This is a genomic window from Sphingomonas sp. ACRSK (assembly GCF_022346685.1).
Lineage (GTDB): Bacteria > Pseudomonadota > Alphaproteobacteria > Sphingomonadales > Sphingomonadaceae > Sphingomonas > Sphingomonas molluscorum.
Map to the genome: position 1 here is coordinate 49509 of NZ_JAKRNR010000021.1, position 18028 is coordinate 67536.

Annotated in this window: 13 protein-coding genes and 1 pseudogene; 8 read left to right on the forward strand and 6 right to left on the reverse strand. The window is 67.9% G+C overall.

Translation table 11 applies throughout. The annotated features are described in order from the left end of the window. Positions 1 to 43 precede the first annotated feature (43 nt). From MHZ35_RS12630 to MHZ35_RS12640, 3 genes are read left to right on the forward strand one after another with little or no spacing between them, the layout of a single operon-like run. Positions 44 to 190 carry a hypothetical protein gene (locus tag MHZ35_RS12630; protein WP_164521242.1) on the forward strand — a complete coding sequence of 49 codons (147 nt, stop codon included), beginning with the start codon at positions 44 to 46 and terminating at the stop codon, positions 188 to 190. Beyond that, positions 183 to 1559: a putative O-glycosylation ligase, exosortase A system-associated gene (locus tag MHZ35_RS12635; RefSeq protein ID WP_239435981.1), complete on the forward strand. Its 1377-nt coding sequence runs from the start codon at positions 183 to 185 to the stop codon at positions 1557 to 1559. Before MHZ35_RS12630 ends, MHZ35_RS12635 begins: the two co-directional genes overlap by 8 nt. Before the next feature lie 7 nt (positions 1560 to 1566). Then, positions 1567 to 3315 (forward strand): hypothetical protein, encoded by a 1749-nt coding sequence (locus MHZ35_RS12640; protein ID WP_239435982.1) that lies wholly within the window; start codon positions 1567 to 1569, stop codon positions 3313 to 3315. 3 nt (positions 3316 to 3318) lie between these two features. On the opposite strand, the gene MHZ35_RS12645 is transcribed toward MHZ35_RS12640, so the two are convergent. After that, complete coding sequence (locus MHZ35_RS12645) at positions 3319 to 4263, reverse strand: right-handed parallel beta-helix repeat-containing protein (RefSeq protein WP_239435983.1); 945 nt, start codon at positions 4261 to 4263, stop codon at positions 3319 to 3321. Positions 4264 to 4350: 87 nt separating this feature from the next. Further along, positions 4351 to 4947, reverse strand: a pseudogene (locus tag MHZ35_RS12650) (type 1 glutamine amidotransferase domain-containing protein). A 110-nt stretch (positions 4948 to 5057) separates the two neighbouring features. On the opposite strand from MHZ35_RS12650, the gene MHZ35_RS12655 reads away from it, so the two are divergent. The 4 genes from MHZ35_RS12655 to MHZ35_RS12670 all read left to right on the forward strand — a co-directional run bounded on the left by MHZ35_RS12655 (position 5058) and on the right by MHZ35_RS12670 (position 9146). Next, the gene (locus MHZ35_RS12655) at positions 5058 to 6086 is read left to right on the forward strand and encodes a DNA topoisomerase IB (RefSeq protein WP_132882773.1); all 1029 of its coding nucleotides are present in this window, start codon (positions 5058 to 5060) and stop codon (positions 6084 to 6086) included. 146 nt (positions 6087 to 6232) lie between these two features. Further along, complete coding sequence (locus MHZ35_RS12660) at positions 6233 to 8212, forward strand: alpha/beta hydrolase family protein (RefSeq protein WP_239435984.1); 1980 nt, start codon at positions 6233 to 6235, stop codon at positions 8210 to 8212. A 69-nt stretch (positions 8213 to 8281) separates the two neighbouring features. Further along, complete coding sequence (locus tag MHZ35_RS12665; protein ID WP_125960543.1) at positions 8282 to 8758, forward strand: pyridoxamine 5'-phosphate oxidase family protein; 477 nt, start codon at positions 8282 to 8284, stop codon at positions 8756 to 8758. Position 8759: 1 nt separating this feature from the next. Further along, complete coding sequence (locus MHZ35_RS12670) at positions 8760 to 9146, forward strand: YkvA family protein (RefSeq protein ID WP_239435985.1); 387 nt, start codon at positions 8760 to 8762, stop codon at positions 9144 to 9146. 15 nt (positions 9147 to 9161) lie between these two features. Here the strand turns inward: MHZ35_RS12670 and MHZ35_RS12675 are convergent, their stop codons facing one another. Further along, entirely contained in the window at positions 9162 to 10394 is a 1233-nt protein-coding gene (locus MHZ35_RS12675; RefSeq protein ID WP_239435986.1) for a polyhydroxyalkanoate depolymerase, read from the reverse strand. Positions 10395 to 10604: 210 nt separating this feature from the next. Here MHZ35_RS12675 and MHZ35_RS12680 point away from each other — a divergent pair, with 210 nt between their 5' ends. Next, positions 10605 to 12347, forward strand: coding sequence for an ABC transporter transmembrane domain-containing protein (locus MHZ35_RS12680; RefSeq protein ID WP_239435991.1), 1743 nt, complete (start codon positions 10605 to 10607; stop codon positions 12345 to 12347). Between the two features lie 557 nt (positions 12348 to 12904). Here MHZ35_RS12680 and MHZ35_RS12685 read toward each other — a convergent pair. The 3 genes from MHZ35_RS12685 to proS all read right to left on the reverse strand — a co-directional run bounded on the left by MHZ35_RS12685 (position 12905) and on the right by proS (position 17618). Continuing rightward, entirely contained in the window at positions 12905 to 13426 is a 522-nt protein-coding gene (locus MHZ35_RS12685; RefSeq protein WP_239435987.1) for a hypothetical protein, read from the reverse strand. Between the two features lie 56 nt (positions 13427 to 13482). Beyond that, positions 13483 to 15738 carry a ribonuclease R gene (gene rnr, locus MHZ35_RS12690; RefSeq protein WP_239435988.1) on the reverse strand — a complete coding sequence of 752 codons (2256 nt, stop codon included), beginning with the start codon at positions 15736 to 15738 and terminating at the stop codon, positions 13483 to 13485. Positions 15739 to 16085: 347 nt separating this feature from the next. Further along, positions 16086 to 17618: a proline--tRNA ligase gene (proS, locus tag MHZ35_RS12695; RefSeq protein WP_239435989.1), complete on the reverse strand. Its 1533-nt coding sequence runs from the start codon at positions 17616 to 17618 to the stop codon at positions 16086 to 16088. Between the last annotated feature and the right edge of the window lie 410 nt (positions 17619 to 18028).

Sequence of the window (18028 nt, forward strand, 5' to 3'; positions counted from 1 at the left end):
GCTTGTGCAGTCGCTGGGCGGCGAGAGGTAAGAAAGCGGGACGATGATCGACAATTTCTCGCTTGGTCTCTCGCACGGGTTGATGCTGCTGGCGGCGTGGCTGCTGCTGCGGCGGCCGGACCTGGACCGGGAAACAAACGCCGATACCGAACGGGCCAAGCCGCGGCGCAGGAACCGCTTCGGTGCGTGATCTTGCCTTTGTCGGCTTCCTGGCAGCGCTGTTCGCCTTTGGCTTCCGCCGGCCGTTCCTGTTCGTGCTGGCCTATGCCTATATCGACATCGTCTCGCCGCAGCGGCTGACCTATCTGCTGCTGAATTCGGTGCCGATCTCCGCGATCGCCGCCGCCTTTGCGGTCGGCGGATGGCTGCTTGCCGATGACAAGCGCGGGCTGCGGATCGCTCCTCGGCAGGTGCTGCTGATGATGCTGATCGGCTGGTGCTGGTACACGACGGCGCACGCCGACTTCCCGATGGAGGCGCGGTACAAGTGGGATTGGGTATGGAAGGCGATGGCGTTCGCCATCTTCCTGCCGCTGACCCTGCGCACGCGCCTGAGGATCGAGGCGTTGCTGCTGTTCATGCTCCTGTCGGCAGCCTCGATCATCGTGGTGGGCGCCATCAAGACGCTGGTGACCGGCGGCGGCTATGGCGAGCTGAACCTCATGGTCTCCAACAATTCGGGTCTGTACGAGAGCAGCACCATTTCCACCGTTGCGATTGCGACCATTCCGATCATCCTGTGGTTCACGCGGCATGGGACGATCTTTCCGCCGGACTGGCGGGTGCGGACCTATTGCTATGCGCTGAGCTTCGCATGCCTGCTGATCCCGGTCGGCACCTCGGCACGGACGGGCCTGCTGTGCGTTGGGCTGCTCGCGGTGCTGATGCTGCGCGAAGTGAAGCGGCGGGTGCTCTACCTGTCGATGCTGGGGGCGGCAGCGCTGGTGGCAGTGCCGCTGCTTCCCTCCACCTTCACGGAGCGCATGGAGACGATCCGCAGCTATCAGGCCGACACGTCCGCCTCGACCCGGCTGGCGGTTTGGCAGTGGACGCTCGACTATGTGCGGGATCACCCGATGGGCGGCGGGTTCGACGCCTATCGCCAGAACCGCATCCGCTACGACACGGTCGCCACGGTTGGCGACCGCAACAACGCGACGGTGGAGCGCGCGCTCGAGGTCGACCAGGCGCGCGCCTACCACAGCGCCTATTTCGAGATGCTGGGCGAGCAGGGCTATTTCGGGCTGGCACTGTGGCTGGCGATCCACCTGGGCGGGCTGTTCCGGATGGAGCTGCTGCGCCGCCGCTATTCGCAGGCGCCGCCGGAGCTTGCCTGGGCCTCCCCGCTCGCGACGGCGCTGCAGCACGCGCACCTCATCTACCTGCTGGGCGCAGCGTTCGTGGCGATCGCCTTCAATCCCTTCGTCTTCATGCTGCTGGGCGCGCAGATGGGGCTCGACGGCTATCTCGCGCGCAAGCGTGCGGAGAGCCAGTGGCGTCCGATACGGCAGGCGCGACCGAGGCCCGGCGCGGCGCCACTCCAGCCGGCGGAGGGATAGGGAAGCGATGGGGGGACTGTTTCTCGCTCGTACGGACAGCGGCCCCTCCTGCGAGCAGGCGTTCGCGGCGGCGCAGGCGCAGGGGGCACGGGCCGGGCTGGCCGCCCCGACAAGGCACAGCTTTCCCGGCTGGTCCCTGCTGCATTTCGAGCCGCCGAGCGGCGGTGCCGGAGGCTTGCTGGTCGCGGGCGACGACCTGGTAGCGGTGGCGGGGACGCTGGTGTTCGACGGTCGTCTCGGCGCGCCGGCACTTGCCGCGTTGCTGCGCGAGACGGAGCTGCCGGCGCTGGACTGGTCACGCATCGGCGGCGAGTTCGTGGCGCTGGTACGCAAGAACGGCCGCGCCTTCCTATTCGGCGACTATTTCGCGGCGTTCCAGCTGTTCCACGACCCGGACCAGCGCATCTTCTCGACCTCGCTGCTCGCCGCCTTGCAGGCGCTGCCGAGCGTCCGCTTCGATGCGCAGGGGGTGTACGAACAGGCGTTCAACGTGGTGCCGATCGGCGACGACACGGTGTTTGCCGAATTGAAGACGCTGGGTCCGAAATGGGTGCTGGAGCTCACCCGCGACGGGGTGACCCGCCACGCGACCGCGAAGCCGCTGCCCGACGCGCCAAGCCGGACGCCCCTTCCCGATCGCGTCGCCGAGCATGCGGAACGACTGCGCGCGACCGTGACACCCTATGTGGATGCGTACGGCGACCGCATTCACTGCCCGCTTTCCGGCGGGATCGATTCACGGCTGCTGTTCGCGGGACTGCGCGCGGCCGGCAGCACGCCATCGGTCTATGTCTATGGGCCGGAGGGTAGCGCGGACGTTCGGATCGCGCAGGCAATCGGCCGGGCGGAGGGGTTCGCAGTCGACTGGATCGACAAGTCGGCCGCGCCGATGACACCTGAGGGGTTCCCGGCGCAGGTGGAGGCGAACTTCCACCAGTTCGACGGGCTGCCGACCTATGGCAACATCTTCGACAACGGCGGCCATGCCGCAGCCCAGCTGCGTCGGCACGCGAACGGCGGCCTCGCCGCCTCGGGCGGATGTGGGGAGGTCTATCGCGACTTCTTCCTGCTGCCCGATCGGAAGCTGACCGCGAACACCATCGCCCGCAGTTTCTTCGCCCGCTTCACGCCCGGAGACGCGACACCGGGGTTCGAAGGGCGGGCGTTCCTGGACCGCATCGCGGACAAGATCGCCGATACCCTGGACCTGCCGGACGCGCGGACCAGCATGTCGCGCACCCATGCCGAGCAGACCTATCCGCGCGTGCGCTGCCGGGCGCTGTTCGGCCGTGAGATCAGCCTGGAGGCGCAGCACGGCGCCTATCTGATGCCGTTCCTGGACCATCAGCTGGTGTCGGCCGCGCTGACGCTGCCCATGGCCGCGAAGCACGCGGGTGCGTTCGAGGCGCGGCTGCTGGCGGCGATCGACCCGGTGCTCGCCGGCTACGCTTCCGCCTACGGCCATGACTTCGCCGGGCCGCCGAGCCTGCGCCACCGGTTCGACGAATGGTCCTCGCGCATCCGGCCGGCTTGGGTGCGCCAGCACAGCTATGCGGTCCAGCGCCGGCTGCGACCCATGGGCGACGAGCATGGCGGGCTGCTGTCGCCCGACTATATGCACCGGGTGATCGACCCCGCGTTCCCGGCAATGCGGCGCTACTTCGACATGGAGCGGATCACCGACTCCGGCCTGTGGCGGCGGATCGCGTGCCTGGAGTATCTTGCCGGCTGGCTGGGGTCGCGGCTGGCGACGTGATCGCTAGCGATCGGCGTAGGGCGCGATCCGCTCCGCAAGCTGGTTGTTGCGCAGCGTCACGCGGTCACCGGACCAATTTCCCACGAAGGTGGTCTTCCAGCGGAACGCGGGCGTGAGCCAGGCGCGGTTGTTCTCGATCACCAGCCCCGTCGAGGGGTTCTCCGCCCCTTCGGGCGCGACGGTGATCATGGTCGAATAGTTGTCCTTGTTCGGACCCACCTCGAAGCTATTGCCCGCGATGCGCCCGGTCGCGCCGTTGGACAGGTCGATCATGTAGTTGGTCCCCTGTCCCGCGCTGTCATCGAAGCTGTTGTCGACGATCGTCACGCGCGGGGCCCGGCTCTTGAGATAATGTCCGCCGGTGCCGCGTTCGAACCGGGAACGCGTGACCGTCAGCGCGCCATATCCGCCCACATAGATGCCGTGCGCACCATTGCCGGTCGGGTCCTTGCCCAAGCCAGCGAAGGTCGAGCGATCCACGGTGATCGTGGCGGTCGGGTCGCTTGCGGACAGGATGCCGGACTGGTTGTCGATGAAGCGGGTGTTCGCCACGGCGAGGTCGCCCTTCTCGATGCGGATGCCCGCGCCGTTGCCGTCGGCCACCTGGAGATGGGTGAAGACCAGCCCGTCGACCCGTGCGCCTGCGCCGCGCAGCACCAGGGCCGCCTTGTCCTCGCACGTGACCCGCTCGAACACGCTCCTGCCGAGTTCGGCGGCAACATAGGCGATCCGCCCCTGTTCCTGCACCGCGCATTGGCGATAGGTGCCCGGCGCGATCCGGATGGTGCCCGTGCCGGCGCCGATCGCGCCCATCGCATCCTGGAGGCGCGCGTAGCTGCGGCCAGTCTCCGCAACCGTGAACGGGCCGCTGGACTGGGCCGCGAGCGGGCCGCTGGCGGCCCCGACCAAGAGGGGCAGGACAGCGGTGATGACGGCGGACAGGCGCATGGGCGATCCTCGAGCTGGAGCGGCCCCGCGCCGCCAGCACCGTCATAGCAGAAACGGGCGGCCGGGCGAGCCGGCCGCCCGCAACGCTCAATCGTCGCCGGAGCCTGCCTCCGCGTCCACGTCGTCGTCCTCCTCTTCGCCGAGGTCGTTCTCCAGCGCCTCGATCAGAGCGCGGTTGAACGCGGGAATGTCGTCGGGCTTGCGGCTGGTGATGAGGTTTTCGTCGACGACCACCTGTTCATCGACCACGTCGGCGCCGGCGTTTTCCAGGTCGGTGCGGACCGAAGGTCAGCTGGTGACGCGGCGGCCGTCGACCACGTCCGCCTCCACCAGCAGCCAGGGCGCGTGGCAGATCGCAGCCACAATCTTGCCCTCGTCCATGAACTCGCCGACGATCTCGACGGCGCGGTCCTGCATCCGCATCTTGTCCGGATTGGCGACGCCGCCCGGCAGGAGCAGCGCGTCGTAATCGTCGACGTCCACGTCCTCCAGCTTGAGTTCGGGCGTGATCGTCTTTCCCTTCTCGGTGTCGTGCACCATCCCCTGGATGGCATCGGTCTTGATCGAGGCCAGGGTGACGGTCGCACCCGCGTCGAGCAGTGCCTGCCGCGGCTCGAACAGCTCGGATTCCTCGAACCCGTCGGCCGCCAGGATCAGCACGCGCGCATCGCCAAGGTCTGCCATTGGAATTCTCCTATCCTGTTGGGAACGCGAAGGTCGAACAAGCCGCACTCCCCGCGGTTCCGGAACGAAGCGACGAGCGGCGCATTGGGAGCGACAATCGAGAGGATCCAATGACAGGCGGGGAAATCCAGTTCATCGACCACGCGCAGCCGGGCATCACCCGCCGCAAGATGCGTCACGGATGGGGGTATTTCGGGACGGACGGAACCCGCATCACCGATCGTGACGAGATCGACCGGCTGAACGCGATCGGCCTGCCCCCCGCCTATCGCGACGCCTGGTTCTCGCCCGACCCGTTCGGCCACATCCAGGCGATCGGCTGGGACGAGCGGGGCCGCAAGCAGTATCGCTACCACACCGCCTTTCGCGAAGCGCGCGAGGCGGAAAAGTACGACCGCTGCGCCCAGTTCGGCCATTTGCTGCCCAAGCTTCGCGCCAAGGTCGAAGCGGACCTTCGCCACCGCACGTTGGACAAGGATCGCGCGGTCGCGGCGGTCGTCCGGCTGCTCGACCTGGGCCGCGTACGCGTCGGCAACGAGGGCTATGCGAAGGAGAACAAGAGCTTCGGGGCGACCACCCTGCGCAAGCGGCACGCGACGCTGAAAGGCGATCGGCTGAAGCTGCAATACCGTGCCAAGTCGGGCAAGATGCGCACGCTGACCGTCACCGACGGCTCGCTGATCCGCTTCGTGAAGCGGTGCCAGGACCTGCCGGGGCAGCACCTGTTCCGCTGGGTGGACGCCGCGGGGGAGACGCATCCCGTCACCTCCACCGACGTCAACTGCTACATCCGCGAGGCGATGGGCGCCGACTACACCGCCAAGCATTTCCGCACCTGGGGCGCGAGCGTCCTGGCGTTCGAGGCACTGGCGACGGCACCGCACGACATCAGCCTCAAGACGATGCTCGAACCGGTGGTGGAGGCGCTCGGCAACACGCCGGCGATCGCCCGCAAATCCTATGTCCACCCGCGTCTAATCGAGTTGGTGAAACACGGCCAGACCGAGTTTCGGGAAACGCTGCGGCTGCCGCGGGCGAAACGCTATCTGAGCCGCTTCGAACGCGGCCTGATCGCTTTCCTCGAGGCGGAAGTCGAAGAGGAGATCCTGGCGGAGGCGACGGAGCGCAAGGCCGCCTGATCCTCCCGGCCGCACGGCACATCATGCGGCCTTCGTCATTCTTCATCCCTTCCGGTGGCGACGTGCGCGCGCGGGGGTTGCCTTGTGCGGAGTGCTTGGCCAGCATGGCGGGTCCGGCGCGGGGGCGCCGGCTGAGGGGGGGAATGATGATCAAGGGACGTTGGGCAGCCGGTCGAGCCGCGACCGGTGCGGGCCTGCTGGCACTCGCGAGCGCGGCGCTGGCGGCGGGAGGACAGCCGCTACCGCTGGCCGGCTCGGCGACGCAGGCTGAGACGAAGGTCGCCGCCAAGCGCGCGCCGAGGCCGATCGAGGATTTCGCCGCCCTGCCGATGCTGCAATCGCCCGAGCTCTCGCCGAACGGCAAGACCTATGCCGCGCGCGTGGCGCTCAACGGCACGCTGTACCTCGCCATCATCCCCGTCGACGGCGCGCCCCCGCGGTACGCGGGCCTGGGCGAGGCAGACCTGAACTGGTGGCGCTGGGTCAATGACGACTGGCTGGTGATCGGCATCGGTCGGACCAGTCCGGTGGGAGACGAGGACTGGTACGTCACCCGCGCGGTGGCGGTGGGCGCCGATGGCCAGAAGGTGCAGGTCCTGGCGAAGGACAGCGCGGCGCAGAACGGCGACGACATCCTCTGGGCTGCCAACGACGGTACGGCTCGGGTGCTGCTGGGCTACCAGACGTCCATCTACAGCAACGATCCCGGCTTTTGGCCGCGGGTCGACCTGTTCGACCTCGCCACGGGCAAGCGCACCCGCGTCATGGAGGGCCAGCCCGGCGTGATGGCCTGGTACGCTGACGGCAAGGGCGCGGTGCGCATGGGCATCGGCCAATCGGATGACGGGCGCCGCCGGCGGCTGCTGTACCGCGCGGGTGACCGGGGGCGCTTCCGGACGGTCGACCGCGACGACGACGGCTCCCTGACGGTCCCGGCGCTGTTCCTGGGCGACACCGGCAAGGCGGTGACGATCGCCGACGACGAAAAGGGGTTCAGCGCGCTCTACGAGCTGGACCTGGAGACGATGACCCGCGGCAAGCAGCTGATGGCGACCGAGGGCTTCGACCTGGGTGGTGTGATCTCCGACAGCGGCGACTCGAGAGTGCTGGGCGTCGGCATCCGCACAGACCGGCCGCAGCAGCACTGGATGGATCCGGAGATCGCCAAGCTGGCCAAGCAGCTGGGAGACCGGATCCGCGGCGCGCAGGTCCGGCTGGTCTCTTTCAGCCGCGACCAGTCGCGCGTGATCCTGCTGGCGAGCGGGTCCGACTCCCCGGGCGCCTATTTCCTCTATGACAAGGCGACGGACACACTCACCGACCTGGGCTTTACCAATCCGAAGATCGGGATGAAGCGGCTGCATCCGGTTCGCACGATCCGCTACAAGGCGCGCGACGGCCTCGAGATCGCGGCGGTGCTCACGACGCCCAAGGGCACGGACCGCGACCTGCCGCTCATCGTACTGCCCCATGGCGGCCCCTTCGCACGCGACACCGAGGAATGGGACTGGTGGACGCAGTTCCTCGCCGATCGCGGCTATGCGGTGATCCAGCCCAACTACCGCGGCTCGTCCGGCTACGGCACGCCGTTCACCGAAAAGGGCGAAGGCCAATGGGGCCTGGCGATGCAGGACGACCTGAACGATGCGGTGTCCGCGCTCGCCAAGCAGGGAATCGCCGATCCGAAGCGGGTGTGCATGGTGGGCGCCTCCTATGGCGGCTACGCGGCCTTACGCGCCGCCGAGCGCGATCCGACGCTCTATCGCTGTGCCGTTTCCTTCGCCGGCGTCTCCGATCTCAATGCGATGCGCCGCTACGACAGCCGCTTCCTCTATTCGGGCGCACGGCGCGATTGGCTGAAGCGGCAGGCGCCGGACCTGGCGGCGGTATCGCCGATTAACAATCCGGCGGGGTTCGGCACGCCGCTGCTGGTGGTACACGGGGTCAAGGACCGGGTGGTGCCGGTGCGGCAGTCGCGGACCCTGGTTCAGCGGCTGAAGCGCGCGGGCAAGCCTGTGGACTATATCGAGCAGCCGCTCGCCGACCATCATTTCTCCCGCGAGCAGGACCGGCTGGAGTTCCTGAAGGCGCTGGAGAGTTTCCTGGCCAAGCATAACCCGGCGTGATGCGGAACGGCGTGGAAACCGCCGCGCCCCCGCTCGTTGTCCTCCCTGAGCCATTCAAGGAGGACAATGATGCCGGACAAGAGCCCGAAGGAAATCCGCGAGCAGATGTGGAAGGCGATGGCTGCCAGCCCCTATGTGATGCTGGGCACCACCACCGACCGCGAGCACTTCGAGCCGATGTACGCGGTGCTGGACGAGGACGCCGACAGCGAGTTCTGGTTCTACACCAAGAAGGACAATCGCGCAGCCGCGGGCGGCCCCGCGACCGTCCAGTTCGTGTCCAAGAACCACGACCTCTATGCGTCGCTGCGCGGTACGTTGACGACCGAGAGCGACCCGGCCGTGATCGATCGCTATTGGAACAAGCAGGTCGAGGCCTGGTACGAAGGCGGCCGCCAGGATCCGAACCTACTGATGCTGCGCTTCGACCTGGCCGATGCCGAGATCTGGGAAACCGATCACAGCATCACCGGCAAGCTCAAGATGCTGACGGGCAACACCATCTATGACGAGGAAGCCGGAAGCCACACCCGGGTTACGCTCTAGCTTGCGCGCCCGGCGTTTCGTCGGGCCCTCGCTCGCCCACCGCGTGCGGGTGGAAGCGCACGCCGTGTGGCTGGCGGTGCGCGACCCCCGCACGCCCCTGCCCGCACGGCTGCTGGGGCTGGTGATCGCGGCCTATGCGCTGTCGCCAATCGACCTGGTGCCGGACTTCGTGCCGGTGCTGGGGCTGATCGACGACGCGCTGCTGATCCCTGCGGGTCTCTGGCTGATCGCGCGGATGGTGCCGGCGTCGCTGCTGGTCGAACACCGCGCCGCGGCAGAGGCGGCCTCTCGCCGCCCGGTCTCATGGGCCGGGCTGGCGATGGTGGTGATGCTGTGGGCGGTGCTCGCCTGGACGGCGTGGCACTGGGCCAGAACTGCCTGGGACTGAAAGCTCGCGGCGGCTTCAGCCGCCGTGCTGCGCGATCCAGCCCTCCAGCACCGGCGCGATGCGGTTGCGCCACTTCGAGCCGTGGAAAATGCCGTAATGGCCGACACCCTCGGCCAGATGATACTGCTTCATCTCCTCGGGAAGCGCCTTTGCGAGCGTGAGCGCCGCCCGCGTCTGCCCCAGACCGGAGATGTCGTCGCGTTCCCCCTCGATCGCCAACAGCGCGGTGTCGGTGATCGATGCCGGGTCCACCGGGCGGCCACGATGCGTCATCGTGCCGTTGGGCAGCGCGTGGGTCTGGAACACCAGCTCGATCGTCTGGAGGTAGAACTCCGCGGTCATGTCACAGACCGAGCGATACTCGTCGTAGAAATCCTTGGTCGCGGACGCGCTGTCGCCGTCGCCCTCGACCAGATGCTTGAACATCTCCCAGTGGGAAATCATGTGGTTGCCGAGGTTCATGCTCATGAAGCCGGCAAGCTGCAGAAAGCCCGGGTACACCCGGCGGCCGGCGCCCGGATAGGTCATCGGCACGGTCGCGATGACGTTCTGTTCGAACCAGGCGTGCGGACGCTCGGTCGCGAGCGTGTTGACCGCGGTCGGCGCTTCGCGCGTGTCGATCGGGCCGCCCATCATGCTGAGCGTATAGGGGCGGTTCGGGTGGCGATCGCGGTTCATCGCCGCGGTCGCGGCATAGGCGGGAACCGACGGCTGGCATACCGCCAGCACATGCGCGCGGGGATCCCCCTCGGCTCCGATCGCGGCCAGGAAATCGGTCAGGTAGTCGATATAGTCGTCGAGGTCGAAGCGGCCGTCCGACAGCGGCACCAGCTTCGCATCGCGCCAGTCGGTGATGTAGACGTCGGCCGAGACCAGCATCCGCCGCACCGTGTCGCGCAGCAACGTCGCGTAATGGCCCGACATCGGCGCCACGATCAGCAGCTTGGGCCCGCCGATCACGCCCTCCCGCACAAAATGCTTGAGCTGGCCGAAGGGCTTGCGCAGGACGATCTCTTCACGGACCGCGACTTCGCGGCCGTCGACCACCGTCTGGGTGATGCCGAACGCCGGCTTGCCGCGCGGGGCAGCCGCATGCGCGAAGACTTCCAAAGCAGACGCAAGCACCGGCCCGCCGCCGAAATAGGAGAACGGGTTCGCCGGGTTCTGGAGCAGGCCCGCGCCGAAGTTCGCCATGGCGCTGGCACCAGCCAGCATCGATCGTTGGAATTCGTAAGCGTCGTACAACATCAAGAAACCGTCCTTCGCCAGCGCGCCCGCGCAGGACGGCACTTTGTTCCCCGATATAAGCCACTTCGAGGCGGCGGCAATCATCGGGCGCTTGTCTACCAGAACGCACGCCGTCGCGCAGAGGTTTCGCCCGGCGGCGGTTCGCGCTAGTCGGGCGGCATGGCACTCCGTTCCTCGCAGCGCGCCGCATCGGCCGAACCGACCACGCGCATGTTGCCCGCCCTCAAGCTCGTGTGGAGCTTCACCATCCGCTACAAGCTGCAGCTTGCCGCGGCGCTGGTGTCGCTGCTGATCGCGGCGATGGCGACGCTGTGGATCCCGCGCACCTTCCAGAAGGTGGTCGACAACGGTTTTGCCGCGGGGGCCGATCCGTCGCAGATCGGCGGCTATTTCGAAGGGCTGCTGTTCGTCGTGGTTGCGCTGGCGTTCGCGACTGCGGGCCGCTTCTACTTCGTGTCGTGGCTGGGCGAGCGGACCGTCGCCGACATGCGCGCGGCGGTCCATCGCAACCTGCTGCGCATGCCGCCGCGCTGGTTCGAGGAGAACCGCCCGTCCGAGATCGCGTCGCGCCTGACCGCCGACACCGCCATCGTCGAGCAGATCGTCGGCACCACCGTCTCGACCGCGCTGCGCAACCTGCTGATCGGAATCGGCGGCGTGATCTACCTGTTCGCGCTGGCACCCAAGTTGGCCGCCTATCTCATCATCGGCATCCCGCTGGTCGTGACGCCGATCATCTGGATGGGCTCGCGGGTGCGCAAGCTGTCGCGCTCCAGCCAGGACCGGATCGCCGACATCGGCGCGATCGCATCCGAGACGCTGGGCGCGATGAAGATCGTGCAGGCGTTCGGGCAGGAGAAGCGCGAGGCGGAGCGCTTCCAGTCGGCAGTGGAGGCGGGCTTCGGCGTGGCACGCCGCCGTTTCGGCACCCGCGCGATCATGACGGCGATGGTAATTGGGCTGTTGTTCGGCGCGATCACGCTGATCCTGTGGGACGCGGTCAGCGACGTCGCCTCCGGGCGCACGACCGGGGGCGCGCTCACCGCCTTCGTCATCACCGCCGCGCTGGTGACTGGCTCGTTCGGCGCGCTGACGGAGGTCTATGGCGACCTGCTGCGTGCCTCGGGCGCCGCCGGCCGCCTCGCCGAGTTGCTCGGCCAGGAGCCCGAGATCCGTGCCCCGGCCGATCCGGTGGCGCTGCCGCAGCCGCCACAGGGCGCCCTGGCCTTCGCGAACGTCGCGTTCCGCTACCCCACCCGCCCGGACGTGGCGGCACTCACCGACTTCTCGCTCGAGGTCGCGCCCGGGGAGACGGTGGCGGTGGTGGGCCCGTCCGGTGCCGGCAAGTCGACGCTGTTCCAGCTACTCCAGCGCTTCTACGATCCGGCGAGCGGCACGGTGTCGGTCGACGGGGTGAACGTGCGCGATGCCGATCCGGCCGAAGTGCGGGCGCGCATCGCCATGGTGCCGCAGGAGACGGTGATCTTCGGTGCCTCGGCGCGCGACAATCTGCGCTACGGCCGCTGGGACGCGAGCGACGAGGCGATCTGGGCAGCGGCGGATGCCGCCAATGCGAGCGAGTTCCTCCGCGCGCTGCCGGAAGGGCTCGACACCTTCCTGGGCGAAGGCGGTGCGCGCCTGTCGGGTGGCCAGCGCCAGCGGATCGCGATCGCCCGCGCCCTGCTGCGCGACAGCCCGATCCTGCTGCTCGACGAGGCCACTTCCGCGCTCGATGCCGAGAGCGAACGTCTGGTGCAGGACGCGCTGGAGCATCTGATGACCGGCCGCACCACGCTGGTGATCGCCCACCGCCTCGCCACCGTGCGGGCGGCCGGCCGCATCATCGTGATGGACGAGGGCCGGATCGTCGAGAGCGGCACCCATGGCGAGCTGATCGCCCGCGGCGGCCTCTATGCGCGCCTTGCGGCCTTGCAGTTCAACCAGGCCGTCTGAAGGGCGCGAACCTTGGTCAGGTTTGTGCCCGCGAATAGTTCCTTGCCTCTTCCTTACGCCGCGACGGGACGAGGTTGTTGTGATGCGGACACGGGGACGGGCTGATCGGCGCCTGAACTGCGAATCTGGGGCCGACGCTTCGGCCAATAGACCGTACGCTGTCCCTGTGTCCGAAGCCTAGAACGGGGTAGTCACGCGAACGGTTGGCGTCGCTAGTCCGAAGCGGTCCGTCTCCACCTGTGGCGTTACGGTGGCAGAGCCGAGACGAAAGCGGCGCTGAGAATCTGCGCGGTCGACGGGACTCTCGGTGAAGCGGTCAGGATTCTCCCCGCCACGATTAGCGCAGACGACCACCTCACCCTCTGCAGCAGGATCTGGACAGTCCAGGCCGCGGGTTGCGACGCGCAGGTCAGGCGGGCCGGACGCAGGTGTCGCTGTCGCCTGAAGCAGAAGCAACGTTGGAAGCACCTCGGTTCCCCTCGCCGTGACGAACGCAAGTTCCGGGGCAATCACGGCGGCAGTATGACGTCGCTGTACGCGATATGTGTCGCGCGCTGTTATCGGGCGGTCAGGCCCTTCCCACAAGGAACACGGTGCATGTCGTAGCTCGCGAACGGCTGCTCGCCGCCCTTCGCGTCGCGCGCGATGATGGTCCATCCGAGCTGCTCGCCGGCCGGGCGCCACCGGTTGACGAATTCCGCGTCGGGATAGGGGTAGCTGATGTCGAAGCCGGCGGGCTGGACTGAGCCCGTGCCGGTCGCCGTCATGCTGCCGCCGAAGCTGTCGGACCAGAAGCCGATCACCTCGCCAGCCCCTTTGCCGCCGCCGAACACCAGATGCGCGGCATAGCGGTCCGAAGGATCGGCGACCGCGACGCTGCTCGCATCGAGCGCCATTATCGCGCCGAGCGCTACCGGGCGAGCCTCGACGGCGATGGTAACCGGCTTGCCCATCACCTCGCCCCTGCCCGTCCAGCAGCCCTCCAGCTGTCGCACTGCATCGGGTGCGCGCGCAGGCTCCTCGGCGGCGGCCGTCGGCGCCACCAGTACGGCCACGGCTACCAGCATCCGCTTCATCATTATCCCCCATGTCCCCGCCACCGGGTGTGGCGGGAAGCGGAGTCGCGGGCAAGAGGCTAGCGCTTGCGTCCCTGGTGGCGGATGTTGCCCGGGCGTCCGCGGCGCTTCAGCACCCTGGGCGGCCGACGACCCGGCTCTCGATCGCCCTGGCGGTTGTCGTCCGAGCCGCCGGCCGACCCCTTGCCGTCGACCAGCTCGAAGCGCAGCGCGCCGGACACCGGGTTCGCCTCCACCAGGCGGAGCGGCAGGCGCTGGCCGAGGGTGAATTCCTCACCGCTGTGGTCGCCGACCAGCCGCTGGCCCTTCTCGTCGTAGCGGAAATACTCGCGGCCGAGGTCGCGGGCCGGCACCAGCCCGTCGCCGCCGATGCCGTCCACCGTCGCGAAGAAGCCGAAGCTCTGCACGCCGGTGATGCGCGCGTCCATGACGCTGCCGACATGCTCGGACAGATAGGCGGCGACGTAGCGATCCACCGTTTCGCGCTCCGCCTCCATCGCGCGGCGTTCCAGCGCGCTGATGACTTCGCCAGTGCGCTCCATCGTCGCCATGTCCTCAGCGACGCCTCCGGGACCAAGGCCATAGGAGGTGACCAGGCCGCGGTGCACCACCAGGTCGGCATAACGGCGGATCGGCGAAGTGAAGTGCGCGTAGCTGCCAAGCGACAGGCCGAAGTGGCCGTGGTTCGCCGGCCCGTAATAAGCCTGGGTCTGCGAGCGCAGCACCTGCTCCATCACCTGGGGACGGAATGCCGCCTCCCCGACCTTGTCGAGGATGCGGTTGAAGGTGGCGGGCTTCACCACCTGCCCCAGCGCGAAAGGGATGTCGAACGTCTCAAGATAGTCCTTGAGCGCGACCAGCTTCTCGCGGCTCGGCGGCTCGTGAATGCGGTACATGACCGGCGCCTTCTTCGCCTCCAGCGCCTTGGCGGCGGCGACGTTGGCCGCGATCATATAGTCCTCGATCAGCTTGTGCGCGTCGAGCCGTTCGCGCGGGGCGACCGACAGGATGCGCCCCTTCTCGTCGAGCACGATCCGCCGCTCGGGCAGGTCGAGGTCGAGCGGCTCGCGGGCTTCGCGCGCCTTGTAGAGCGCGCGCCAGCAGTCCCAGAGCGGGCGCAGCGCGGTGTCGACCAGCTCCGGTGCCACCTTGTCACCGGTGCCGTCGATGGCAGCCTGAGCGTCCTCATAGGCGATGTTCGCCGCGACGCGGATCACCGCCCGGGTAAAGCGCCAGCCCTTGAGCTTGCCGTCCTTTGCGATCTGCAGGTGGCAGGCGAGCGCGGCGCGATCCACGCCCTCCTTCAACGAACACACGTCGGCCGACAGCGTCTCCGGCAGCATCGGCACGACGCGATCAGGGAAATAGACGCTGTTACCGCGCTTGCGCGCCTCGCGGTCGAGGGCACCGCCCGGGCGCACGTAGAAGCTCACGTCGGCGATCGCGACGATCGCCTTCCAGCCGTCCGGATTCGACGGATCGTCATCGGACGCGGCCCAGACGGCATCGTCATGGTCGCGCGCGTCGGCGGGGTCGATCGCGACGATCGGCAGGTCGCGCAGGTCCTCCCGGTCATCGCCCAGCGGCGCCTCGGCGATGCGCTCCGCCTCCTCGATCACCTCGGCACCGAACACGTCGGGGATCGAGTGCTTGTGGATCGCGATCAGCGAGAAGCTGCGCGCCTCGAAAGGATCGCCCAGCCGCTGGGTCACGCGCGCGGTGATCCGCGGCGGACGCCCCGCCTTTTCGGCGAGAACCAGGTCGCCCGGACTTGCGCCCCCGGCATCCGAGACCATGAAGTCGCGGCGCTCTTTCTTTTCCACGCCCTGGAGCCACAGCTTGCCGCCCTCTTCGTGAAGGACACCCAGCATCAGTTCCTCGCCGCGCGCGAGCGTCTTCATCGGATGCGCGATCCAGCCGGAGCCCGCCTCCTCGGTACGCGCGAGCACGCGGTCGCCGACGCCGAGCGCCGACCGCTTGCCCTTCTCCCGGATGCGCAGCCGCGGCGGGGGCGTCTCCGCCTCCCAGCGCTCGGGCACGGCCCAGACGCTGCCGCCGTCGTCGACATCGGCCACGCGCAGCACCGTGACCTTCGGAAGCCCGCCCATCTTGTGGAAGGCACGACCGGGGGCGCTGTCGATCAGCCCCTCGTCGGCCATGTCCTTCAGAAGCGCCTTTAGCGTGATCTTCTGCTGGGCCGAAAGGCCGAAGGCGCGCGCGATCTCGCGCTTGCCGGCCGGCGTGTCCGACGTGGTGATGAAATCGAGGATCTGCTCGCGCGTCGGAAGGCCGGGGGCGATTTGTTTCTTTGCCATGTCGGGCAAAGATAGGCGTCCGGGGCCGCGAGGCCAATGGACTGCGTGACCGTCGCTGAACTTACCGCCCGTTAACTCCTGGGCACCTAGCCTGCTCGCGAAGCGGGGGCTTCAGAAGAGGTGCGTAGATGCCCACCAGTCAAATGATCGTCGTGTTCATCGTTCTGGTCGTCGCGGCGGCCTTTCTGTTCCTGTGGCGCCGCCGCGACACCGGTCACACCTCGGACGACCATCGCTGAGGGCATGGAGCGGGAGGCTCCCGCTCCGTGTGGCCGCTACCCTGTCGTGCTCCCGCGCAGGCCTGAACACGCCTTGGGTGAGGGGACGTCCTCCTCACCTTTGATCGCTCAATAGGCGCGGCCGATCAGGATACGCTCGACCGAAGGACGCCCCGTGAAGACGCACGGACCTTCGTCATGGCCGGTCTGCGCCGTGGGGGCGTTGCGGATGGTGAGCTTCAGCGCCTTTAGCCGTTCGACCACCTGATCGAGCTCGGCGCCGGTGGGGCGCACCCAGCGCACGTCCACCCAGCCCGGGTTCACGACGCCTTCCGCAAAATGCGCTTCGACGCCGGCCCAGTCGTCCACCGGCGTGATGCGGGAACGCAGCTTCTCGATCGACTGGTCGTGCAGGGCGGTCTGGATCGCCTCCAGCGTTGCGCCGACGTCGCCGACGAAGCCGTCGCGCGGCAGGATCGCGCTGTCGAGCTTGCCGTCCTCGCGGTACAGCCGGTCGCGGCGCAGCACCGAGACGTTGCCACCCGCCGCATCGCGCGGGCCGACCTCGACGATGATCGGCGCGCCCTTCTTCACCCAGCCCCAGCGCTTGTTCGCGGCCTTGACGGGCTTCAGGTCGAGCAGCGCGCGCACCGGCTCGCCGAGCGCACTCTGGCCGGCAAGCGCCGCCTGGAGCTCGCGGCAATAGGCGACGACCTCCTCGTCCTCCGGCTTGTCGCGCAGCATCGGCACGATCACAACCTGCCACGGCGCGATCTTGGGCGGCACGCGCAGGCCGTCGTCGTCGCCGTGCACCATGATGACGCCGCCGATCATGCGCGTCGACACGCCCCAGCTGGTGGTGTTCGCCAGCTCCAGCTCGCCGCTTGCGTTCTGGAAGCGGATGTTCTGCGCCTTGGCGAAGTTGGTGCCCAGGAAGTGCGAGGTGCCGGCCTGCAGCGCCTTGCCGTCCTGCATCATCGCCTCGATGCTGTAGGTGGCGACCGCGCCGGGGAAGCGCTCGTTCTCCGGCTTCTCGCCCGCGATCACATGGACGGCAAGGCAGTCCTCGGAAAAGCGACGATAGAGCTCCAGGATCTTGAGCGTCTCCTCGCGTGCTTCGTCCGCCGTGGCGTGGGCGGTATGCCCCTCCTGCCACAGGAACTCGCTGGTGCGCAGGAACATGCGGGTGCGCATTTCCCAGCGCACGACGTTCGCCCACTGGTTGATGAGCACCGGCAGGTCGCGCCAGGACTGCACCCATCGCGAGAAGGCGGTGCCGATCACCGTCTCCGACGTCGGCCGCACGACCAGCGGCTCTTCGAGCTTCGCTTCCGGGTCCGGCACCAGCCCGCCCTTGCCGTCCGCCACCAGGCGGTGGTGGGTGACGACTGCCATCTCCTTGGCGAAGCCCTCGACGTGCTCGGCTTCCTTCTCGAAGTAGCTCAGCGGGATGAACAGCGGGAAGTAGCAGTTCTCGTGGCCCGTCGCCTTGATCTGGTCGTCGAGCAGCCGCTGGATGCGTTCCCAGATACCGTAACCCCAGGGCCGGATGACCATGCAGCCGCGGACGCCGGATTCCTCGGCGAGATCGGCCTCGGTGATGACGGACTGGTACCAGGCCGCGAAGTCGGCCTCACGGGTGACGGGGAGCGCGTGTTTCATGGAAAGCGCCGATAGCGCCGTCCGAGCGCCGCGTCATCTACCCACGCGCAATCCGCGGCACCGGATCTGGTTCTTTCGCGCGTCCCGGGTCTTCGACCCACAACTCCGATTTACTTGGCCGGATGCAACGACGGGAAAGAAGAGGAAACCGCACCTCCTGTAGGCTGACCCGGTTTGGGGCAGTTCGTCAATGCTCTACTGGCGGTTTTTCTTGTTGGTACATGTTGCCAACTGATCCGATTACGATAATGTTAACTATAGACAATGAATCGGGGGATCGGATGTCGCTTGTCCGTCGTCAGAACATTCGGCACAACTCGCGGCGTAGATTAGCGGAGTGCGGACCTCGTCAGGGGGTTGATGTTAGGCGGCGAACTTGCGGTGCTGCAAGCGCCGATGTTCGATGGTCT